This is a genomic window from Haloferax sp. ATB1, from assembly GCF_000730175.1.
In genome coordinates this window covers 1-20,929 of sequence record NZ_JPES01000067.1, presented here as the reverse complement: position 1 = coordinate 20,929, position 20,929 = coordinate 1, and the positions used below count along the sequence as shown (strand labels likewise).

Genomic DNA, 20,929 nt, shown 5'->3' with positions numbered 1-20,929 from the left:
CGCCCTCGGCGTCGTCCTCGACCTCTTCGTCACCCGCCGGAGCGACGCCGCCCGCGGCGACTCCCGCCGTCTCGTCGGCCTCCTCGTCGGGGTCGCCCCCGGGAATGTCGACGAGGTCGATGTCCACGTCGTAGACCTTGTAGATGCCAACCTCGTCGCTCGCGCGCTCGAACGCCTCGTCGCCGGTGATGAGTCGCCTGCTGTTGCCGACGAAGGCGGCGCTCATCGACTTCCCCCCGTGGTAGACGACGTAGTAGTCGCCCGAGAGCACGTTCTCCGACAGTTCGACGTAGCCGGTGAAGCCGCCCGCCGAGAGCGTTCCGTCGGCGTCCTGCAGCGGCGTCTCCTCCGTGTAGTACTGCGCGCGGACGTCGCCGCCGGTCTCCCGCATCGCGTACAGGAGCGGCAGTGCCGAGTCCGGTGCGCGATACGCCTCGAACGATTCACCCTCGAAATCGTCGACCGTCCCGTCGAAAACCCCGAGGAGACGGCCGTTGAGCATGAATCCCCACGTCATGCCAGCGACGACGGCTCCTGTGAAGCCGTCGTCCGCGAGCGACCGGAGGCCACCGTGGCCTCGTTCGGCGGGCGCGGAGTCCCACCCGGTCACCGCGTCGATAATCTCGCTATCCATTTGGCGTTACATCACCGGAACCGAATCAAATACTTTCCGGGCGAACCGAGTGAACGTTTAGCTCAGTTCACACTTCAGCGCGTCCGTCGTGATCGATTCGCTCGCGTCCGTCGGCCCGGCCGGGAGAACGGTTATACGAGTCCGCCGAGACGAGTCGGTCGTGACCAGCCACGACGACCGGTTCGTCCACTACCTCCGCGCGAAGGAGTCCGTGGACGACCGCGCGCTCCACCGACCGACGCTGGCGAGCCTCGAAGACCGGCTGGAGGCGCGCGCCGAGTCGCGTTCGGGAGAGCCGCTTCGCGTCGTCTCGGTCGGGGCTGGAACGGGCGCGATGTGCCGGCGACTCCTCTCGTGGGGCGTCTTCGACGCGCACGACGAGATAAAGTACGTCCTCGTCGACCGAACGCGCGGGATGGCGGACAACGCGGCCGCGGCGTTCGCCGAGTGGGCTCGCGCCGCCGGCTGGACCGCCGAGCCGACGCCCGACGGCTTCCGCATCGAGCGCCACGGCCGAAGCGTCTCGCTTACCTACGTGACGAGCGACCTCTTCGAGGCGATGACGGTCCTCCCGAAGGCCATCGACCTCGTGGTCGCGCACGCGGTCCTCGACGTGCTTCCGCTCCGCCGCGCGGTCGACGCGCTCCTCTCGCGGCTGACGGACGAGGGACTCTTCTACGCGCCTATCACGTTCGACGGGAGAACCGCGTTCCGACCGAGCCACCCCGACGACGACGCGGTGCTCGGCGCGTACCACGGGACGATGCGCGGCGACGACCGCGCGGGACCGGACACCGGCTCCGACCTCCTTTCGGTCCTTCCCGACCTCGGCGCGCCGGTCGTCGCGGCCGGCGGCTCCGACTGGGTCGTCCACCCGCCGCACGACGACGAGGCGCGAATCTTCCTCGACCGCGTCCTCGGCTTCGTCGAGGAGTCGGTCGGTGAGTCGACTGCGGTCGACCGCGCGACGCTCGACGGGTGGCTCGAGGCTCGGCACGACGCGCTCGCGGGCGACGAACTCGTGTACGTCGCCCACAACCTCGACGTGTTGGCCGAACTCGACTGATTACTCCGGAACGGACGCGTTCCCGTCGCCTTCTCTCCTGAACCGGCCCGAGACGTAGCCCCAGTCCCGAGCGAAGCCGAGCAGGAGCGCCGCCGCCGCGACCCCAGTCACGAGGGGCATCCACGGGTCGAAGACGCCCGGAGCGAGCGCCAGCGGGACGACAGCCATCTGGATGCCGGCGAGGACGCGCCGGGAGGCTCTGGGCGGGAGGTCGAACGTCGGCCGGTCCGCCCGCTCGCGGAGCCTGACCCCGAGGAGAAAGACGTACCGCGCCGCCCCAACTGAGAGGTACCACCACGCGAGTTCCCCGAGGAGGACGCCCGCGAGGGGGGCGACGAGGAGGCCGAAGGCGTCGACCGCGGTGTCGACAGTAGCGGCAAGAGTCGATACCGCAGGCATCTGCTGGGATAGTTAGTGTCCGGCTACGAACGCGCCGAATTTATCGGGGTAATGTAAGGATATCTAGAGATTGAATTCCGGACCTGCGACCATCACCGGTGATTATATATGTTAATCTGATGCACGGGGTACATGCTATGGTATGGCATGAGATGGCGCCGATAGCACCGGCGTATATGGACATCGCCAACAGTCCGTGGTTGTGGCTCTCGACAGTTCCGGTCGTTTTAGCCGTGCTGCTGCAGGCCACTCTCTTTCTGCGGCGTGCATGGAACGACGGGAAGGAGATGGGGCTCTCGGAGGAGAAACTACAGACTGGATTCAAAACGGGACTGATATCGGCTATCGGTCCCTCAGTCGCGGTGTTGGCGGGAATGTTAGCATTGATTGCGACTGTTGGTGGTCCCGTGGCATGGATGCGTCTCACGGTGATCGGGTCGGTGGCGTTCGAGCTACCTGCCGCCGAGTTAGGCGTTAGCCAGTTCGGATACAGCTTGGGTGAGGAGGGCATTACCGAAACAGCGTACGCGACGGCAGTTTGGGCGATGACACTTGGCGGCACCGGCTGGCTACTCGTCTCGGCGTTTGGCACGCGGCACATGGAGGCGTTCAGAACGAAGATCAGCAACGGTAACGAAAAACTCCTCCCGGTGATTAGTGCAGCGGCGATGCTCGGTGCGTTCGCGTATTTCCTGAGCGGCGAAGTCACTGCAGGGACTCAGGAGACCGCTTCCGTCGCCGTCGGAGGGCTCGCGATGCTTGCACTGTTACACATTGCTGATAGGTGCGACATTCAGTGGATCAGAGAATGGTCGCTTGGCATAGCAATGTTCGTCGGGCTTCTGGCCGGCGTCGCCATGCAAGTGACCGTTGGAGGTTGGTGGTAACATGTCTAAAGGTCAGAGTACGCAAGTCAGTAGCACCCAAACGGCGGACGATAGCGATGTTTATCAGGAGCAGTTTATCCCCTACGTCAACAAATGGGGAAGGGCGACCAATCTCCTCGCAGTCGTGCTCTCGTTGGGACCTGCGGTTACGCTACTGGTCGCCTTCGACATCCTGGCTCCTTCGTCAGCAATCATCGGGGCGTTCGCCGCGGTTGCGGTCACATTCGGGTGGGCTTGGGTCATTGAGCCGCTGTCGTATTACCCGGTCCTGGGTATCCCTGGAACGTACATGGCGTTCCTCTCGGGGAATATCTCGAACCTGCGATTACCGTGCGCAGCGGCGGCTCAGGAAGCTGCAGACGTCGAAACGGGGACGCCGCAAGCGAGTATCATCTCAACGGTAGCGATAGCGGCCTCAATCTTCGTCAACACGGCGATGCTGGGAGTCGGTGCGTTCGCGCTCGTTTCGGTCTTCCAGGCACTCCCCGAGCTGTGGAGAAATGCACTCGAATCGTATCTGGTACCGGCGGTCTTCGGTGCTATCTTCGCCCAATTCGGGCGAGACTACCCGAAAGTTGCGGGTATCGGGTTCGTGATCGCACTGAGTATGACGCTGCTGTTGGAACTCGGATACCTGGCTTTCCTCCCAAGCTACCCCCTGTACGCAGTGATCATCGTCTCCGTATTCGGCACGACGCTCATCGCTCGCTGGATGTGGTACAAGGATATGGTCTCGCCGCCCGACAAAGCAGACGAATAACGCACAGATAGCACAACGAACAAACACACATCACAACACACCTATGACAACGAAAATCCACCTCCCGACGGAACAGGAACTCATTGACCTCCGACGCGAATTTCACGAATTTCCGGAACCCGGATGGCGCGAGTTCTGGACCACAGCACGGATCGTCGACGAACTCGAACGTCTAGGTATCGATCAGATTCATGTTGGGGCTGATGCGCTCAATCCCGACGAACGACTGGGAGTCCCGGACGAACAAGAACTCTCCGAGTGGCACGAACGAGCGGCAACTCAGACGGATCGAACTGACGTCCTCGAACAGGTCGCAGGTGGACATACCGGAGTCGTCGCGGTCGTCAATCGCGGTGGCGGCCCGACCGTAGGGCTTCGCGTCGATATCGATGCTCTCCCGATTACCGAATCGACCGACGAGAGCCACGCGCCGAGCGCCGTTGGATTCCGCTCTGAGAACGAGGGCTTCATGCACGCGTGCGGCCACGACTCGCACATTGCGTTCGGCTTGGGAACGCTCCAGACTGTCCTCGAAAGCGACTTTAGCGGCACGTTCAAGGTCTTTTTCCAGCCCTCCGAGGAACTCCTCGGAGGCGGGAAAGCGATGGCCGCCGGACCCCACATCGGCGATGTTGACTACCTGGTTGGAACGCACGTCGGTCTCGATCATCCGATCGGGACTGTGGTTGCGGGCATCGACGAGGCACTTGCCTTTTCGCGCTACGATATCACCTTCACCGGCAAATCTGCACACGCCGGGTTAGCGCCGAATGAGGGCCGTAATGCGGTCCAAGCGCTCGTGGATGCCACGAGCAATATCTACGGTATCCCGCGTCACAGAGATGGGGCCACACGGGTGAACGTCGGTGAGATCAGTTCCGACAATGCCGCCAACGTGATCGCAGATAAAGCGACTGCGACAGTAGAGATGCGGGGAGAATCGGACGAGTTGATGGAATATATGCGCGATTCAGTTCGTCGGCACATCCACTCAGCGGCACAAGCGCATGGGTGTGAAGCCGAGACCTCGCTTATCGGAGAGGCAATCCGCGAGGACAGTGACGAGGAACTGGTCGATATCGTCGACGGCATTGCAAGAGGCGTCGACGGCGTTTCCTCAGTGCGTCGACGTGCTAGCGCGGGTGCCAGCGAGGACGTGACCTACCTTATGCGGGCCGTCAAAGAGAACGGTGGTAAAGCGACGTTTGTCGGAATCGGTGGTAATACCGGCGGCCATCATACACCGACGTTCGATATCGATGAAGATTGTCTGCTGATCGGTGTCGCCGTTCTCTCGGAAACCGTGCTCGAGTTCCTGTCACGAACCAGCTAGATCCGTATCGTATGAAAGCGTCTCCAAGGTTATTGGGTGAGGAGATTGTAACCTGCACGGCCGAACAACAGAAACAGGCTACGACAATTGATAGAAGGCACCAATCTGTGGGACGGCCTGTAGCTGTCTCACCGAGCGGGGGAACCTGAGAATGAAAGCCATTACAGCCGTTGAATACGGCGGTAGCGACGTTCTGACAGTCACTGACCGAAATCCACCGTCGATCGAGAACGACGAATCAGAGGTTCAAATTAACGTTGACGCTGCCGGCGTGAACTTCGCCGACGTCGAACAACGACGTGGGAACTATCCGGAGGGGCCCTCCCCACCGTTCGTCCCTGGTCTCGAAGTCGCTGGGACCGTCACCGCTGCTCCAACGGAAGCGAGTATCGATGTCGGTGACCGGGTTGCAGCACTGACCTCCTCCGGAGGGTACGCTGAGATCGCCACAGCACCGGTCGATCGGACGTTTCGAGTCCCTAAATCGCTCTCCACTCGCGAGGCGGTAGCGATTCCTGTTCAAGGCCTGACCGCACATAATATTCTCCACGAGTGGGGACGATTGGGTTCTGAGGAACGCGTCTTGATCCACGCTGCTGCTGGCGGTGTCGGTTCGCTAGCGATTCAGCTGGCTGCCACTGCAGGTGCGGAAGTGTTTGCCACTGCGAGCACCGATACAAAGCTCGATATCGCGAAAGAACTGGGTGCCGATCACGCGATCAAGTACTCCGAAACTAACGTGGCAGAATCGGTTTCTGCGCGAACTGACGGCAAGGGCGTCGATCTCGTTCTCGATGGCGTCGGCGGCAATGCGTTCGCCGAAAGCGTAGAGGCGCTCGCACCAAATGGCCGAATCGTCTCGTTCGGGATGGCCAGCGGGTCGATCCCGACGGTGGCGGTACCTCGACTGTTTTTCGAGAACCAATCGGTCATTGGATACCACCTCGAGCACGCGTTCGAGCATGTTCCACATCGCGTCTATACGGCGGTCCCGGACCTGCTTGATCACCTGCACGCCGGCCGAGTCGAACCTATTATCGGTGAGACGTTCGCGCTGACTGAGGCGAGAGCGGCCCACGACGAACTGACGAACCGCGAGACCGTTGGCAAAGTCGTCCTCGAACCGTAAGGAGGTCTTGTCGTAGCCAGTGACAAACGGTACTATTTTACTCACCGATCCGAAAGCTTAAGACATGGCTGACTCGCCCAGCATCAGCACCCAAATCGATACGATTGTCGCGGACAGACTACGCGTCGACATGGATTCGTTCGATGATTCGACCGCACTCAAAGGAGAGACACTGGACGCCGAATCGCTTGATATCGTCGAACTCGCCGAGGTGATTGAAGCGGATCTCGGTGTCCACATCCCCGACGAAGATCTCGCGGAGATCGAGCAAGTCAGAGGCTTCAAAGAATACGTCAAGGAACACGTCTGAGCATGGATCGAGATGTCGTCGTGACTGGCATCGGGATGGTCACACCACTCGGAATGACCGCGGACGAAACCTGGGAGGCGGTGTGTGCGGGCACCACCGCCGCTGATCCGATCACTCGGTTCGACCCCAATGGGGCAGCCGTTCGGTCACAGATCGCGTGCGAAATCGACGGGAGTCCGGCAGATGAAACGGCCAGTAGCTGGATCGATGATCGGATGATGGGACGATACGCGCAGTTCGCCATTACTGCAGCTGCGGAAGCGATCGCGGATGCTGAATTCGATCCCAGTGAACCCTCTTGGACGCCATGTCGAGTCGGCACCAGTGTCGCTTCGACATTCGGCGGGCTTTCGGAGATCGAAGCCGCCACTGGTCAACGGCCGTCGCCGCGGTTTCTCATCACCGCGCTCGCGAATCTCGCGGCCGGTCACGTCAGTATGTGTTTCGACGCGAAAGGGCCGAACCGATCACCTGCGACGGCCTGTGCAGCCGGTGCTCACGCGATTGCCGATGCAGTCGACGACATCCGGGCCGGGCGCGCAGATATTGTGATCGCCGGGGGAACCGAGGCGCCAATCACCCCAACCGGTGTTGGCGGATTCGACGCGATGCGGGCGCTCAGCACACGAAATGAGGCGCCAGAACAAGCGAGTCGTCCGTTCGACGCCGATCGAGATGGGTTCGTCCTCGCGGAAGGGGGAGGGATTCTCATCCTCGAAGAGCGCAGTCACGCGGACGAGCGCGGCGTCACGCCGTACGCGGCCATTACGGGTTCTGGATTGACCGCCGACGCCCACCACCCAACACGGCCGGCCAAAGGGGGGCAGGGTCTTCGGCGGTGTCTCGAGCGTGCACTCAAGGATGCGACTCTGGATTCGGACGCTGTCGATCATGTTAACGCACATGCGACGAGTACACCGACCGGCGATGCCCGGGAGGCTGAGGCACTCCAGTCCGTGTTCGACACCGTTCCGCCAGTCACGAGCGTCAAAGGCGCACTCGGGCATGCTCTCAGTGGTGCCGGAGCCATCGAGAGTGCGATTATTGCTACGGCAATCGCTGAACGGACGATCCCACCGACAGCGAACTACGAGAACCCGGATCCGGCGTGTGATCTTCCAGTCGTGACTGAAGCGTGCAACGCCCCTATCGACGCCGCTGTGACGACCTCCGCCGGCTTCGGTGGAATCAACGCCACGCTCGTCTTCGAGCAAGCATGACAATGTGTGAAGAAGACGCCTTGGGCGGCAACATTGGAATTGGATCTAGCGCCGACGACGGCTATTGTGAGACCTTCGCTGACATCGAGTCGAGGGCTGACCGATCCATCGACTCCGGTTCCGTCGTTCGCCACGGCATTGATCTCGTATCGATTGAGAGAATTGCCTCTCTCCTCGCAGAATTCGGCAAATCGTTCCGTGACCGCGCGTTCACGGACTCGGAGCAAGCGTACTGTGAACGCCGAGGGACGCCATCGCAGCACTATGCGGCTCGATGGGCGGCCAAGGAGGCTTTTTGTAAGACGCTCGACGCTGAATCGCCTGCGATTCCGCTGGATTCGATTGAGGTTGTTCGTAAACGGGCCACACCACACCTTCGGATCAAACCGCCCGCCGTCAGAGCACTTGGCAGGATGTTCGACCGAAGAAATATGTCTCTTGAAACAGCAGAGATGGCTGTCAGCCTCAGTCACGACAAGGACGCCGGATACGCGATCGGCTCTGTAACCGTGTTCAGTCTCGAACCGTAACTCGACGAGGAAGACTTCACGACACAACATATGATCCAGGACAATCGACCCACAACGCTCGCAGACACGGTATTTATTTTCCCCGGACAGGGGAGTCAACAGCACGGGATGGGGAAGGCCTTCTACGAAGCGTGGCCAGAGATGCGTACGGCTTTCGATAGTCTCGACGGCGCACTCGATAGTGACCTGTACGAACTCTGCTTCCGGGCGGGGACGAGAGAACTCGCACAACCACGTACCGCTCAGCCGACTCTACTGACCGCCGGATACGCGACGTACCGGGGTGTTGTATCTCGGTTTGACGTGGAGCCCGCCTTCGTTGCCGGTCACAGTTTGGGACATTTCACCGCTTTAACAGCTGCCGGCATGGCGTCACCTGCTGATCTCGTTGATGTCGTTCATCGACGGGGAAAGTTCATGGAACGCGCCGAACAAGTGGCTGGACCAGGGATGATGCTGGCAGTATTACTTGCAGATCCTGAAACTGTTGCCGATGTCTGTCGAAATCGTGATGATGTGAATGTAGCGCTGTACAACGGACCAAAACAGACCGTGATTAGCGGGTCGATCAGCGGCGTCAAGGAAGTTCGAGCGACCCTTTCTAACGCAACGACTGCTCGGTTCCGCGAACTCCAAGTCGGTGCAGCATTTCACTCTTCAATCATGCACCCGCCGTTGACCCTCTTGAGAGGGTTTTCGAAGATATCTCACTGAAGGAAGCGGCAATACCAATCGTCTCAGACGTTTCGGGGCGAGTCTACACAGACCCAGCGGTCGCTCGACAGGATCTTACCAACCAGATCACGTCGTCCGTCGACTGGATCGGCGCTATCGAGGAGTTACGTCGACGCGGCGTCACTCGCTACATCGAGTTTCCGCCGGCTGGCGTCCTGACAGGTCTCGTCAAGCGTATCCACCCGGACGCTGAGTGCCACACGCTCGAGACGCCTGCTGATGCACGGTCGGTGTTTGCGTAATGGTCAGCTTTCAGGACGACGTCGCCGTCGTGACCGGTGGAACGCGAGGAATTGGTCGTGCAGTAGCGATGCGCCTCGCTGATGGCGGTGCAACAGTGATCGTCACCTATCACGACGACGAGGAAGCGGCTGAACAGACGACCGAAATGCTAGCAGCATATCCGGCCGCCACTAGGGTTGAGCCGTGCGACGTGACCAACTTCAACGAGGTGGCAGCAGTCTTCGAGATGATCTCCGACCGATACGGCTCGCCGACGGTTCTGATCAACAACGCAGGAACCATGGAGAACGGACTGCTCGTTCGCATGACGCCTGAACAGTGGCACAACGTCATCGAGACCAATCTATCTGGTGCGTTTTACTGTACGCGTGAGGCGGCTCGGCTGATGCTCCGAAACCGTGGTGGTCGGATCGTGAACGTCGCGAGCGTCGCGGCACAGCGCGGCTGGGCGGGGCAGGTAAACTACGCTGCAAGCAAGGCAGGACTGATCGGACTGACTCGCGCGGCGGCACGAGAACTGAGCGAGAAAGGCATCCGTGTCAACGCCGTTGCGCCAGGATACACTGACACGGACCTCATCGAAAATACGACCAGCTACGAGGACGAGGTAGAGGACTATACAGCAAGCGGACGGCTGGCAACGCCGGAAGAAATCGCAGATGTAATCGCATTTCTGGCGAGTGAAACTGCCTCGTACGTGAACGGCGAGGTTCTGCGGGTCGATGATGGGCTCTTATCCTAATATCGGTCTGACTCCTAGCGAATACCCATACTGAACGCGAAGGTGATCCGTCTCGCTTCAGCCTCTCACGAAACCTGGTCGCTGCTCGATGAGAAAATATAATTCTAAACTGAGTAACCAAAAGTTTAAGTTTTAACATTCAGCAATAATCGTCTGTGGTGATTAATCAATAATGACGTTCACAGAGGAACTACGCGGCGCAAGTCTCATCATCGGGAGCATCATCGGTGCCGGCGTCCTCGGGATACCATACGCTGCCGCTCAAATCGGGCTGCTCCCGTCGTTAATTCTCATGCTGGTCGTGGGCGTGTTACTGTACGCCACCTCCATCATTCTGCTTCGGTTCTCGGCGAAGAGTGGTGGCAGCCAGATCGTCACCTTGGCCAGTGATCTGCTGGGGCGTCCGGGAGGGTACCTCATGATGGGCGGTATGATGGTCTACATTTACGGCGCACTGCTCGCGTACACCTCCGCTGGCGGCCAGACGCTCGCCGCTATCACGCCGCTCAGCGAGGTCATGGCCGCGATTCTCTTCTGGATCGTTGCCTCGTTCATGATCTACCAAGGTCTGGAGGCCTCGATTAAGATGGAGTTCGCTCTCGTCATCGGGATCGTCTTCCTGTTCTTAGTCGTGGCGCTCACGAGTCTCCCCCATGGGGATCTCTCCAACGCCGATACCGTCGACATGGGTGCTTGGCAGGCCTTCGTCGGCGTCGCACTCTTTGCCTTCGTCGGGCACGCGATGATTCCGGACGTCTACAGGTCCATCGGCGACTACGAGGCGGCCAAGCGGAGCATCCGCCTGGCTTTCGTCCTGATCTTCGCGCTCTACGTGATTCTGACGGTCGCCTTCGTCCTCGTCTTCGGACGCGAAGTGCCACAGATCGGGCCGCAGGCCTTCGAACAGATCTACGGTACGAGCGGCTTGATCATCGGCAACGTCTTACCACTGATCACCGTTATGACCAGTTTCATCGGCTTCGGCCTAGCTCAGAAGAACAACTACGTCGACTACAATGGCCTCTCAACGAGTGTCGCATGGGCCCTAACCGCAGTGCCGCCGCTGGTGATTTACCTCTACGGGGTCCGAAGCTTCGTCGGCACGCTCAAGATTGCAGGCAATGTTGGGGCGCTCATCATAACGTTGCTCGTCCCAATCGCGATGTACGTCGTCTGGAATGTCCGAGGCTCTGACCCGTCCGTCGCTGAACCTTCCAGTTCCACAGACTAATAGACGGATACCGCACCGCTGAGTAGCTTAAAGTCAGGATCAATCGCGAGAGTGAGCGGTTTCCTGTCCCGTGTCGTGGGTCCCGACACAGGACGTTATTTTGGGTAATAGAGGAGAAAAACACATTAATACCGATACCGATGAACCTACTTGATATGGAGTACCATGAGGCGGTCGACTATCTAGAGAGTCTGGATTGCTCTCGCCCGAATCTCGGGACGGAGACGACCGCTAAGATGCTTTCCGGCCTCGGCAATCCACATGAGGGAGTCGACTGCGTTCAGATAGCGGGATCAAACGGGAAGGGGAGTACAGCGGTAATGCTCGAACGCATACTGCGAGAAGCGGGTCACGATGTCGGGTTGTACACCTCACCGGACCTGAACGGCTTTCGCGAGCGGATCCGGGTTAACGGGCGGAAAGTCCCAAAGGCACACGTCCGATCGTTCGCTAAGGAGATTAAACCGTGCATCGCCCAGCTACGCGACGACGGTGACTGCCCTACGTACTTCGAGATTCTGACCGTCCTCGCGTTGCAGCATTTTAGTAGCGAAGACGTCGACGTTGCAGTCCTCGAAGTCGGGGTCGGCGGGCGGCATGACGCGACGAGTGTCGTCGACCCGGTGGCGAGTGCCGTCACGAACGTCAGTCTCGAACACACCGACGTCCTTGGCGAGACGGTCGAAGAGATCGCCAGCGATAAAGCGCAAGTCGCACCGGGCGACTCCCCGCTCGTGACGAGTGCGGACGGCTCCGCACTCGACGCGATCCGAGCCGAAACGCCGGTCGTCACTGTGGGCGACACGGCAGCCGATATCATCACACAGGAGGAGCCAATGATCTCGAACGACGAAACGACCGTTTCGATAATCGGTCCGAACTGGGACGTCACGACGAACCTATCGTTGATCGGTCAACATCAAGCGACCAACGCCGGCGTTGCGGCAATGCTCGCCCGACAAGTGGCGAACGTCGATACTAAGACGATCGAGCACGGCCTCCACAACGCTTACTGGCCGGGGAGATTCGAGGTACTGTCGACGAAGCCATTGGTAATCCTTGATGGTGCGCACAATCCGGCAGCGTGCTCCGCACTAGCTACTCTCGTCAATCGATACGAATTCGATGAGCTACACCTCGTGTTCGGCGCAATGAAAGAGAAAGACCACTCCAAGATGGCGACAATACTCCCTGAATCGGACGTGCTTCACCTCTGTCGACCGGGTGTGAGCCGAGCTGCGTCATTCGACACGCTCGCTGGTGCATTCGAGACGAGCTCTCCCCGGATAGAACGGAACGAGACAGTGAAAATAGCGGTCGAACACGCGCTCGAATTGGCCGACGACGACGATTGTGTACTAATCACCGGTTCACTGTACGTCGTCGCCGAGGCACGCAATCGGTGGATTTGATTCCGAATTCCGATATAAACAGGTACGCTCGAAATAAACAAGTAAACTCGGTTGGTGGACTTCAAGCAGCGTCCACGATGAGAAACGTCCGACTGCGACGATGGCGTTCCGCGTCGAGACAGTGACCGAAACGAGGACACTAACGACTATCTCCCGCAGATGACGAACCTGCCGGATGAGTTCACGTCGGAGCAAGTCGCGGCGTTGTACGTGGTGTAGTGGAAAGGAGAAGTACTGTTCCGTGAGTTGAATCGAAGTACGGGTTGGAGAAGTTCCAGACAAGCGACCCAGCAATCGTGAAGCTGTTCGTGGTAGTAGCTCTGCTGACGTGAGCGTTACAGAGCCTTACTGAGCGTGTTTCAGAAGATGTGCCCAGAGATGGTGTTTCAACGAGAATACTGGGCGAAGGTTTTGTGATCTTTCGCTCAACTCATTCTCGAAGACAAAAGTCATCGTACGGCGTCCACTGCCGAACTTAGCGGAATTGGTTTCTCGTGACGCCAGACAACCAGACAGATCTCTTCCATGCCGGACGGTAGGTAGTCGAAGGTCGAGCCGAAGAGACTGGCAATAGGAACATCTTACTGTAGCCAACCGAGGACGAGAGGAGACTGTCTACGAAAGCAGCAGTGAACAACCGGTCGGGGTGGACTATCACCTCCGCACTCGCGAGTCATCACCCATAGTTCACCTCAACATGTGATTAGCTCTGGAACCTTTTGGGAGACTATTGGTCCCAACGATATTCGTAATGTATTTTTAGTCACTTATTTGGGAGTATCCCCGATTTCGATTATATCGAAGTCATCCGCTCGAACCGAATCTCTGATCCAGAAAGCAGTCTGAGAGGCAGTATATCCCTTCATTTACGAAGTATCTGAAATGTGAGAGCGTCGCCAGTACTTGTGAATATTGTATGACTTTGAACCGGTGATCTGGCCCAGTTTCGTGACCTGGATAGAAGATTACATCCCTATTGTTGTGATTTATTTCGACATCATAGCCGCATATCTCGGAGTTAGTATTTGACACTCGAAGAAGACAGTAGTCTACATGGCATCTCTAATCAGTACAAGTTCTATGAGCAGAGTACCCAACGAACCACTCGTAATGGCTGGTTTCTGGGGTGTTTCTTAATTGTGTTCATAATGCACAACTGCGACTCCGATATTATCGAATGTTTTGAAAGGTGCTGTTGACTAGCACCGCTACAACTCTTGTACTGGGTATGATAGGGAAGACAACTCAACGAGACACTGAAGATGAATGTTCGCGTGGATGACCCGTAGAAGATGGCGATAAGCGAGAAGACATCACACTGAACAAGTCACCGACGTTGCTTCGCAAGTCCTAGGGTTTATCTCACCTACCAGACGACGTATGGATATGAGCCGGAGCCAAACGCTTGAGAGTACAGACCAGACACAAGTCATGGGTATCCTGAATGTCACTCCAGATTCGTTCTCCGACGGTGGTTGCTACACGTCTCTCGAGAGTGCAGTCGAACGCGCACGTAAAATCGATGAAGCAGGTGCCGACATCATCGACATTGGGGAGAGAGTACTCGACCTGGGGCAGACCCAGTGTCCGTCCAAGAAGAGCAGGAACGGGTTCTCCCTATCCTCGAACGGATTACCAGTAATTCTGATATCGATGCGTTGGTTTCGGTCGATACGTACAAGCCGAAAGTTGCTAAGGCGGCCCTTGATGCCGGCGCTGACATAATCAACGACCAGAACGGACTTGAAGATCCCGAGATGCAGTCACTCGTTGCCGGCCGCGAGTGCAGAGCAGTACTTATGGACGCGGTCAATCTACCCGTCGATAACACATACAGCCCGAAAACTGACGATATTGTAGCTGACGTTTGTGAACGTCTGGAACAGCGTGTCGAGCGCGCTCGTGCTGCCGGGGTCTCTGACGACCAGCTCATCCTCGATCCGGGGATTGGCTTCGGAACTGACACAGAAGGCGACCTCGAACTACTCGCACGAACTGATGAGTTTACTGCCCTCAGCTTTCCGGTACTCGTCGGTGCGTCGCGCAAGTCGTTTGCCACGGAGTTCTCCGACTTGCCTTCTAATGAACGAGTTGGGCCGAGTCTCGCTGCGCACCTCGTCGCTGCGAAGGGCGGCGCAGATATCGTACGAGTTCACGATGTTACGGAAACTGTGACTGCGCTCCGGACAGCAGAGGGTCTGTGGAATCGACAACGCAATCAGTAGTATGTCAAACGCTCTGCGTTCCATTTCAGAAGAGCGGGTCAGCGAAGTACTCGCTGATCACGTCTGCGAGTTCTCGATTCGTGCCGGTCGCAAGAACGACATTTATCTTCAATGTACAGAAGTCCACTAAGTGGACGGGAAGCACCTGCCGACTGAGATCGGGGGTATACGACCCGTGACGTGCATTGGGACAAACGATGGACTCCGGCAACGAGCCGGTACCATCACACTTGTTATCTGATCAGGGGGTTGACGGTGGTATCGAGCCCCTCGGATGGGATATTGCGATGCTGAACAAGGTAGCCATCGGAGCAGCGTTCGTTCAGACTACAGATCCGATGGGTCGATTTGAATTCGAATTTCGATATCGTCGGGATCGCGAACGACAAAGCCCTCATCCGTGTCGGTGACTGGGATCTCTGAGGTCATAATACTGAGACGGTGCGCCCCTTACTTATGTGCGCCCCGGGATTGAGACGAGTCGAAAGACGAATCCTCCTGATCGAACAGCGCATGTTCGACCGAGAGCGTGCCGGGGCCACTCAGCACCAGCGCTGCTGCGATCAGGGTTAACACGAGCGTCAGTTCGATACCATTACTTCCGGCGGGATATCCGTTGGGAAGGTGGTACAGAACGGTCGCGACGACCATATCGACTGCAATCAGCGCACTCACGACTCGAACAGCCACGCCGACGACCAACAAGAGGCCGCCAACAAGTTCGATGAGGCCGACTCCCCACGCAGCAACTGTGGGAAACGGAACGCCGAGGCTTGTCAAGAAACCCGCGAAGCCCGAGATACCCATCGGTTTCGGTCCGATTGCGAGCACCTTGCCGACGCCTGAGATAAGCATCGGAATCCCGAGCGCGAGTCGAACAAAGGCCAAACCCCACCGCGTAGCCGCCTCTGATGTCGGTTGTTGTGTCTCGATCTGCACGACTATTCCTCCAACTCCGGCTGGCCGCCGGTCATCCGAATGATCTGCCCCGTTACGCCCTCGTTCGAAAGCAGGTGGAGCACTTCATCAACGATGGCCTCGGGGGCCGTCCACTCCGAGAAATCGGCGTCGGGCATCGCCTCGCGGTTCCCGGGCACGTCGATGAGGAACGGTGCAACTGCGTTGAGACGAGCATCGAGTTCGGTGTCGAGCGACTCGGTCAGCGTCCGAACTGCGCCCTTACCGACGTCGTACGCGAGCGTACCGCCGACAGGGTTGATAGCACGCTCGGAACTGAACAGGACGACACCGCTCTGCTCGTCGAGCTGGTCCGCGAAGGCTTTGACGGTCAGAAACGCTGTCGTCACGTGGCGATTCAGCGCGGCCTGGAAGGCATCGACGTCGGTATCAGTTACGCTTCCCATCGAGAAGCCACCAGCGAGTCCGACGATGTGGTCGATCGATCCGTGGTCGTCAACGACCGTCTCGGCGAAGGTGTTAACAGCGGCCTGTTCGGTTAGATCGACCTGGTAGTACGATACTGCGTCGGCGTTTTCAGCGCGCTTTTCGACTTCATCTCTTGCTGTGTCGGTGACGTAGGTTCCGATAACATTGGCACCACTAGTAACGAGAGAATCCGTCACGTACGGACCATGTTTCCGGTCGCTCCGGTCACGAGCACTGTCGAGTTTTGTAGTTCCATTACATTACCTGGTTTGGCTACAAACCTATTTATATCTCAGGCAACGATAGTGTGACCAAGTAATGGCGACCCAACCACCCGAAGCTGACACTAGCGAAGACACCGAGGTCGAGCGGCGGAATTCGGACGTCTGCAACGTCGTGGGGGCTGTCGAGCAGATGGGAGCAAAGTGGAAGCTCATCATCCTCAACGACCTGCGTGACGGTGAAAAGCGGTTCAACGAACTCAAACGCTCAACCGGAGCCAGTTCCTACACGCTCTCGCGTGTACTCGACGACTTGGAAGCGGAGGGGTTGGTCGACAATCACAAGGAGTTCGAATCACCGGTTGCGAGCTATTATGCGCTGACCGAGAAGGGAAGTGCTCTGTGTCCCGTCTTCGAAGCCCTCGACCAATGGGGTGCAGACTGGGCTAACTAGCACAACGATCCCGATACGATACCCAGACAGTCAGTTACGTTCCTGACTCGAATAATCAACCACACATCTGCGCGCACATTGTCGACTCAGTCTACACGTATGACTGGTGAGCGCCGCGAGTCTGGACATCCACGAAATGATGCCGTGTCGCGTCACCGACGGCACCGGCAAAAGACCCGTGCTCATCGTCGCCATACACCTCGTCGGCGCCACGGAGCCCGTGTGCCGCGAGTCGGTTCGCTACGTTCGACGGAACTCCGCTGTCACCTTTGATGTCGACAATCACGTGACGATCGGTGAAGCTCTTCGCGAGGAACGCGTCATCAACGTCGTCGTGGGTTCGGAGTTCGGTTGTCAACTGGCGAAGTTCGGTCGTTCGCTCACTCATCAGCTTCAGGTCCGAACCGGTAGTAAGAATACCTTTGTGCGAACGTCTTCGGGTCACGGGGCTGTTGTACTCGGGTCACAAGTAGATGGCCCCTTAGTGGGAGGTCGATCACCACCCATGAAGACAGCTACAGGGAGTTTGCCGACAACGAATCACTCGCTGGTAAGCAATGGTTCGAAATCGTCCTCCGTCAACCCGCGGCGAACCGGCTCGTGTTCAGCATCGGTCGGCGGTGGCGACGTCACCAACAATACTTCGAGTCTTGAATCTTCGTCAGCTCGTATTCCACGTTTCGTCTCCGCGGGGACAAACACTACGTCACCAGAGGTGACATGGTGGTCAGTCTCACCTTCACGGACGAGCCCGCTTCCAGATCGAACGCTGACGACGAGGTCGCTCGGCGGTGCGTGGACGGGGATAAACTGTCCCGACTCGAAGAAGCCACAGATGACTTTTGTCCGGCCGGTCAGAAACGCTTCGTTGGCAGAAAACCGGGTTGCATTGTACGTCCGGTTCGCATCAAAATCGACACGTGGCATACAGCGGAACTATGACGTGAACACTCGTTCAGCGTTCTCCCGAATACGTTCGGGTGGAACTGTTTGTTCCTCGGCTGTCTACGACTGGATGATGAGCGATGCACCGCCACAGCCAATGACGGGGTCAAAGGCAGCTATTCGAGACGAGAGACCGCACACACTCAGCTCGAAGCGGAACGTCTCGGGTGGTCTCCGATGACAGGAGCGAGCCGAAGTCGGTGGTCGCGGCGATTCATCATCGCGAGTGCCGTGTTTTTCGTCTGCTGGCGACTCGGTGCAACGATCAGCATCACTCATCGTGTTGAGGTCATCCTCGCTCTCTTCGGGTTCGTCTCCCACGTTGTCTTCGGTATGGCCTATCTGTTAGTTCCCTCGTATTTCGGGACGACGCTCTCTACCGACACCATCCCACCAGTCCATTTCGTGGCAGCCACGTTGGGGACTGTGCTACTTGCATTCTCTGCAGGTTCGGCTGGACCGACATTTGGGGAGACTCTTGGGGCACTCGTTTGGGGGAGTGGTGTCGCAGCGTTCGTCGCTGCGCTGTCGTGGTCGGTCCGAAACGAGGTCCGACGCGGGGAAACGGGAACGAGTTCTCACAGGGAGAGCTACGAGTGGGTAGACCAGTATGCAAACCGGTATCTCATCATCCCGTTCGCCTATCTCGCGGTTGGGTCGTACGAACTACTCGCGCGTACGACAATGCTACCAGGGCTCACGGACGGCTATTTTCCGCGAATCACACACTTGGTATCCGCGGGGTTCGCAGTCCTCCTCGTTTTCACGCTCGGCGTTCGTCTCAGCCCTCGGTTCCTCGGTGTTCCGGTATCGAAAAAACTCGCCGCAGTCGTCCTCCCCGCTGGTGCAGTTGGACCGGCATTGGTTGCCTCCGGTCTGGGTGGTGGTCCACTTTTCGTCGCGGGGGCGGTGAGTGAAGCGATAGCATTCGTCAGCTTTGCAGCGTTGTATCTCAGTGTGTTCTTCCGGTCAGACCGCCGGCGGGTCGGAACAGAAAGTGTTCTCGCAGGTGTGGTTGCTGGTGTTATGGGTGTTGCTATCGGGCTCACAATGGCCCTTTGGAGCGTACTTGAGATACCTGCGCTTCCACCGGGGACGCTATCTGCACACCGTCAGCTCAACCTCCTTGGTTTCCTTGGTCTCGTCATTGTCGGGTTTACCTTCCTGTTTTATCCTCCGTCTGCGGGTCGGTTTCGTGGGGCGAGCAAACGGACTACCCAGCTCATAATCGCTGCACTCCTCGCTGGGCTCGTCCTCTCGGTCCTCGGCCGAATCGCAGGTATGTCTCTTGTAGGTGCTCTCGGAGACGGCGTCGCACTCCTGGGGTCGCTCGGATATGGATATTTACTAGTACGGCTCTTGATCGAGATTGGAGCACGTCACACGTCGTGACCGAAATACCGGTATGATTCCTGTATCTTTGCAAGCGGTTGCGGTGGTGCACACATCTTCAGTCGTTACTATCTCAGAGAGATCGTGATGTGCCACTCGTCGTCTTCAACCTGAGTCGTCTGAAACTCACACCCACGCCGTTTGAGGACATCGTAGAGTGGGACCGGTTCGAAGCTATTGACAAGAAGAAGTGAGTCACCCGCGCTCAACTCACCGATTGCAGACATGATGTGGCTGAACGGTTCACCGTCGATATCTCTGACATCGAGTCTTTGCGTCTCACCGGTGGTTTCAGAGGAACCCATACTGACACGTATATCACCAATATCTCTCACTGTTATGCCGATGATGTTCGGACGCCCTGACGGTGTTCAGTATCTGATCGACTGTCGCACCAGTACTCGTCTTCAATTGTCGTCTACGTACGATGAGCGAGCGATAACAGCAAAACCGGTCGGAGAATGTACTTTCAAGCACCTGTGCATGGTCAAAGGGAATACAGAGCGACCGAAGCGCGGCGTTTCTCGTTGTGTGAATGCCTGAAACGCCACTTGGACCGAATACGGGGATTCAGTCGAGACTACACCCTGAATCAGTCGGCTCAGGTGTGACCCAGATATCCCGTTCCAGCATAGAGGCCAGTTATCACCCTTTGTCTTTCCCCGGCAATTGGACAACTTGACTACAGAATCCGATGCTCAACCGAGTAACCCAAGCGAGTCAATTTCGTCGCTCACGACCTGAATCGCCTCACGTGCAAACTCCACCTTCTTTGCACCCGTGATGACGATTTTCCCCGATCCAAACAGCAAGACCACTACGTTCGGCTCGTCGATCCGATAGACGAGGCCAGGGAATTGCTCGGGTTCATACTCAACATTCTCAAGCCCGAGACCAATCGCAAGTGCATTCAGATTGAGAGTTGTTCCGAGGTCTGCACTCGAGACGATGTTCTGCACGGTCGCCTCTTCCCGGTCATCGATTGGGATTCCAAGGCTATCGAGTTCTTCGAATACCTGGTCTAATGCACGGTTGACCCCGTCGACGCTACTCGCACCAGTGCACACGATTTTTCCAGACCGGAAAATCAGATTCGCTGCTTTTGGCTCCTGTGTTCGGTACACGAGTCCCGGGAAATTATCCGGGTTGTAATCGGCGCCTACAAGGTCCATCGAGAGCGATTCTAACGCCAACTCTTGGCCGATTGCGCAGGAGGCGACAACGTTCTGAATTTCAAGCGACGCAAGCCGTTTCTCGTGAGACATTGTATTTGAATTTTATATACTACTATTAAAGGGTAGTGCCAGTCGGGAGCATGACCAGAATAGGATGAAGCGAGTGAGACCGGTCACGGGTACAACACAACTCTTGCTCTCAGCTCGAACCTTCAACCGGTAGCTTCACACAACGTCTGGTAATGCGTCCGAATCGTTTTGATTGAAGAATCACTCACAGCTGCCACACGCGCCTGCGTGAGCGGCCAGTCTCGCTCAGCCGCAGCGGTATACACACACGCTGCAGCGACTGCATGCGGATTCGCGCCACGATGAGCCCACTCATCGCTCGATGTCTCGGCTAACGACCGTGCTCGTCGTCGAATCTGGTCCGTCACATCAAGCGCATCTGCCACTCGCGGAACGAACTCAACCGGTGGAACTGGCTTCGCAGGCAGCCC

General features: G+C 57.8%; 19 protein-coding genes and 6 pseudogenes. 16 read left to right on the top strand and 9 right to left on the bottom strand.

Features of this window, described 5'->3' with window-relative positions:
• A pseudogene (locus tag ATB1_RS10750) lies at nucleotides 1-634 on the bottom strand (hypothetical protein); the annotation flags it as partial.
• 160 nt (nucleotides 635-794) lie between these two features.
• Here ATB1_RS10750 and ATB1_RS10745 point away from each other — a divergent pair.
• The gene (locus ATB1_RS10745) at nucleotides 795-1,700 is read left to right on the top strand and encodes a hypothetical protein (RefSeq protein WP_042663698.1); all 906 of its coding nucleotides are present in this window, start codon (nucleotides 795-797) and stop codon (nucleotides 1,698-1,700) included.
• Here ATB1_RS10745 and ATB1_RS10740 read toward each other — a convergent pair.
• A pseudogene (locus ATB1_RS10740) lies at nucleotides 1,701-2,090 on the bottom strand (CDP-alcohol phosphatidyltransferase family protein); the annotation flags it as partial.
• A gap of 146 nt (nucleotides 2,091-2,236) precedes the next feature.
• Between ATB1_RS10740 and ATB1_RS10735 the strand changes: the two are divergent.
• The 13 genes and pseudogenes from ATB1_RS10735 (at nucleotide 2,237) to folP (ending at nucleotide 14,856) form a co-directional block, all read left to right on the top strand.
• Entirely contained in the window at nucleotides 2,237-2,986 is a 750-nt protein-coding gene (locus tag ATB1_RS10735) for a DUF5058 family protein (protein ID WP_241768187.1), read from the top strand.
• Nucleotide 2,987: 1 nt separating this feature from the next.
• On the top strand, nucleotides 2,988-3,746 hold the full coding sequence (locus ATB1_RS10730; protein WP_052367929.1) for a hypothetical protein: 759 nt from the start codon (nucleotides 2,988-2,990) through the stop codon (nucleotides 3,744-3,746).
• Nucleotides 3,747-3,789: 43 nt separating this feature from the next.
• On the top strand, nucleotides 3,790-5,079 hold the full coding sequence (locus ATB1_RS10725; protein WP_052367927.1) for an amidohydrolase: 1,290 nt from the start codon (nucleotides 3,790-3,792) through the stop codon (nucleotides 5,077-5,079).
• Nucleotides 5,080-5,230: 151 nt separating this feature from the next.
• Nucleotides 5,231-6,208, top strand: a complete 978-nt coding sequence (locus tag ATB1_RS10720) for an NADPH:quinone oxidoreductase family protein (RefSeq protein WP_042663687.1) — start codon at nucleotides 5,231-5,233, stop codon at nucleotides 6,206-6,208.
• 64 nt (nucleotides 6,209-6,272) lie between these two features.
• Complete coding sequence (locus tag ATB1_RS10715; RefSeq protein ID WP_042663686.1) at nucleotides 6,273-6,518, top strand: acyl carrier protein; 246 nt, start codon at nucleotides 6,273-6,275, stop codon at nucleotides 6,516-6,518.
• A 2-nt stretch (nucleotides 6,519-6,520) separates the two neighbouring features.
• Nucleotides 6,521-7,738: a beta-ketoacyl synthase gene (locus ATB1_RS10710; protein ID WP_042663685.1), complete on the top strand. Its 1,218-nt coding sequence runs from the start codon at nucleotides 6,521-6,523 to the stop codon at nucleotides 7,736-7,738.
• A 2-nt stretch (nucleotides 7,739-7,740) separates the two neighbouring features.
• Nucleotides 7,741-8,268 (top strand): holo-ACP synthase, encoded by a 528-nt coding sequence (locus ATB1_RS10705; RefSeq protein WP_082256372.1) that lies wholly within the window; start codon nucleotides 7,741-7,743, stop codon nucleotides 8,266-8,268.
• Nucleotides 8,269-8,298: 30 nt separating this feature from the next.
• Complete coding sequence (locus ATB1_RS10700; protein ID WP_241768186.1) at nucleotides 8,299-8,982, top strand: ACP S-malonyltransferase; 684 nt, start codon at nucleotides 8,299-8,301, stop codon at nucleotides 8,980-8,982.
• 262 nt (nucleotides 8,983-9,244) lie between these two features.
• The gene (fabG, locus tag ATB1_RS10695) at nucleotides 9,245-9,988 is read left to right on the top strand and encodes a 3-oxoacyl-ACP reductase FabG (RefSeq protein ID WP_042663684.1); all 744 of its coding nucleotides are present in this window, start codon (nucleotides 9,245-9,247) and stop codon (nucleotides 9,986-9,988) included.
• Nucleotides 9,989-10,160: 172 nt separating this feature from the next.
• Nucleotides 10,161-11,219 (top strand): aromatic amino acid transport family protein, encoded by a 1,059-nt coding sequence (locus tag ATB1_RS10690; protein WP_052367925.1) that lies wholly within the window; start codon nucleotides 10,161-10,163, stop codon nucleotides 11,217-11,219.
• Nucleotides 11,220-11,374: 155 nt separating this feature from the next.
• A pseudogene (locus tag ATB1_RS10685) lies at nucleotides 11,375-12,625 on the top strand (bifunctional folylpolyglutamate synthase/dihydrofolate synthase); the annotation flags it as partial.
• 51 nt (nucleotides 12,626-12,676) lie between these two features.
• Nucleotides 12,677-13,205 (top strand): annotated as a pseudogene (locus ATB1_RS23260) (IS4 family transposase); the annotation flags it as partial.
• 806 nt (nucleotides 13,206-14,011) lie between these two features.
• Nucleotides 14,012-14,856 (top strand): annotated as a pseudogene (gene folP / locus ATB1_RS10680) (dihydropteroate synthase).
• A 450-nt stretch (nucleotides 14,857-15,306) separates the two neighbouring features.
• Here the strand turns inward: folP and ATB1_RS10675 are convergent.
• Nucleotides 15,307-15,744: a DoxX family protein gene (locus ATB1_RS10675; RefSeq protein ID WP_241768184.1), complete on the bottom strand. Its 438-nt coding sequence runs from the start codon at nucleotides 15,742-15,744 to the stop codon at nucleotides 15,307-15,309.
• Nucleotides 15,745-15,797: 53 nt separating this feature from the next.
• Nucleotides 15,798-16,439 (bottom strand): SDR family NAD(P)-dependent oxidoreductase, encoded by a 642-nt coding sequence (locus tag ATB1_RS10670; protein ID WP_198526086.1) that lies wholly within the window; start codon nucleotides 16,437-16,439, stop codon nucleotides 15,798-15,800.
• A 121-nt stretch (nucleotides 16,440-16,560) separates the two neighbouring features.
• Between ATB1_RS10670 and ATB1_RS10665 the strand changes: the two genes are divergently transcribed.
• A complete protein-coding gene (locus ATB1_RS10665; protein WP_042663682.1) occupies nucleotides 16,561-16,917 on the top strand; it encodes a helix-turn-helix domain-containing protein in 357 nt (118 codons plus the stop codon).
• A 91-nt stretch (nucleotides 16,918-17,008) separates the two neighbouring features.
• Here ATB1_RS10665 and ATB1_RS10660 read toward each other — a convergent pair whose 3' ends face one another.
• Nucleotides 17,009-17,305 (bottom strand): hypothetical protein, encoded by a 297-nt coding sequence (locus ATB1_RS10660; RefSeq protein ID WP_042662409.1) that lies wholly within the window; start codon nucleotides 17,303-17,305, stop codon nucleotides 17,009-17,011.
• Nucleotides 17,306-17,457: 152 nt separating this feature from the next.
• Nucleotides 17,458-17,844, bottom strand: a complete 387-nt coding sequence (locus tag ATB1_RS10655) for a cupin domain-containing protein (protein ID WP_042662408.1) — start codon at nucleotides 17,842-17,844, stop codon at nucleotides 17,458-17,460.
• 195 nt (nucleotides 17,845-18,039) lie between these two features.
• On the opposite strand from ATB1_RS10655, the gene ATB1_RS10650 reads away from it, so the two are divergent.
• Nucleotides 18,040-19,254: a hypothetical protein gene (locus ATB1_RS10650; RefSeq protein ID WP_042663681.1), complete on the top strand. Its 1,215-nt coding sequence runs from the start codon at nucleotides 18,040-18,042 to the stop codon at nucleotides 19,252-19,254.
• Nucleotides 19,255-19,322: 68 nt separating this feature from the next.
• Here the strand turns inward: ATB1_RS10650 and ATB1_RS10645 are convergent, their stop codons facing one another.
• The 3 genes and pseudogenes from ATB1_RS10645 to ATB1_RS20680 form a co-directional block, all read right to left on the bottom strand.
• Nucleotides 19,323-19,559, bottom strand: a complete 237-nt coding sequence (locus ATB1_RS10645) for a DUF2249 domain-containing protein (RefSeq protein ID WP_042663680.1) — start codon at nucleotides 19,557-19,559, stop codon at nucleotides 19,323-19,325.
• A gap of 393 nt (nucleotides 19,560-19,952) precedes the next feature.
• Entirely contained in the window at nucleotides 19,953-20,519 is a 567-nt protein-coding gene (locus ATB1_RS10640) for a TATA-box-binding protein (protein WP_042663678.1), read from the bottom strand.
• A gap of 122 nt (nucleotides 20,520-20,641) precedes the next feature.
• A pseudogene (locus tag ATB1_RS20680) lies at nucleotides 20,642-20,929 on the bottom strand (transcription initiation factor IIB family protein); the annotation flags it as partial.

What these genes read in the sequence shown, in the direction of transcription:
- ATB1_RS10660 (WP_042662409.1), bottom strand. Translation starts at nt 17,305, where the DNA reads ATGAGTGAGCGAACGACCGAACTTCGCCAGTTGACAACCGAACTCCGA.
- ATB1_RS10655 (WP_042662408.1), bottom strand. Translation starts at nt 17,844, where the DNA reads ATGCCACGTGTCGATTTTGATGCGAACCGGACGTACAATGCAACCCGG.
- ATB1_RS10720 (WP_042663687.1), top strand. Translation starts at nt 5,231, where the DNA reads ATGAAAGCCATTACAGCCGTTGAATACGGCGGTAGCGACGTTCTGACA.
- ATB1_RS10710 (WP_042663685.1), top strand. Translation starts at nt 6,521, where the DNA reads ATGGATCGAGATGTCGTCGTGACTGGCATCGGGATGGTCACACCACTC.
- fabG (WP_042663684.1), top strand. Translation starts at nt 9,245, where the DNA reads ATGGTCAGCTTTCAGGACGACGTCGCCGTCGTGACCGGTGGAACGCGA.
- ATB1_RS10645 (WP_042663680.1), bottom strand. Translation starts at nt 19,559, where the DNA reads ATGGGTTCCTCTGAAACCACCGGTGAGACGCAAAGACTCGATGTCAGA.
- ATB1_RS10690 (WP_052367925.1), top strand. Translation starts at nt 10,161, where the DNA reads ATGACGTTCACAGAGGAACTACGCGGCGCAAGTCTCATCATCGGGAGC.
- ATB1_RS10705 (WP_082256372.1), top strand. Translation starts at nt 7,741, where the DNA reads ATGTGTGAAGAAGACGCCTTGGGCGGCAACATTGGAATTGGATCTAGC.
- ATB1_RS10665 (WP_042663682.1), top strand. Translation starts at nt 16,561, where the DNA reads ATGGCGACCCAACCACCCGAAGCTGACACTAGCGAAGACACCGAGGTC.
- ATB1_RS10730 (WP_052367929.1), top strand. Translation starts at nt 2,988, where the DNA reads ATGTCTAAAGGTCAGAGTACGCAAGTCAGTAGCACCCAAACGGCGGAC.
- ATB1_RS10650 (WP_042663681.1), top strand. Translation starts at nt 18,040, where the DNA reads ATGACAGGAGCGAGCCGAAGTCGGTGGTCGCGGCGATTCATCATCGCG.
- ATB1_RS10700 (WP_241768186.1), top strand. Translation starts at nt 8,299, where the DNA reads ATGATCCAGGACAATCGACCCACAACGCTCGCAGACACGGTATTTATT.
- ATB1_RS10640 (WP_042663678.1), bottom strand. Translation starts at nt 20,519, where the DNA reads ATGTCTCACGAGAAACGGCTTGCGTCGCTTGAAATTCAGAACGTTGTC.
- ATB1_RS10715 (WP_042663686.1), top strand. Translation starts at nt 6,273, where the DNA reads ATGGCTGACTCGCCCAGCATCAGCACCCAAATCGATACGATTGTCGCG.
- ATB1_RS10725 (WP_052367927.1), top strand. Translation starts at nt 3,790, where the DNA reads ATGACAACGAAAATCCACCTCCCGACGGAACAGGAACTCATTGACCTC.
- ATB1_RS10735 (WP_241768187.1), top strand. Translation starts at nt 2,237, where the DNA reads ATGGTATGGCATGAGATGGCGCCGATAGCACCGGCGTATATGGACATC.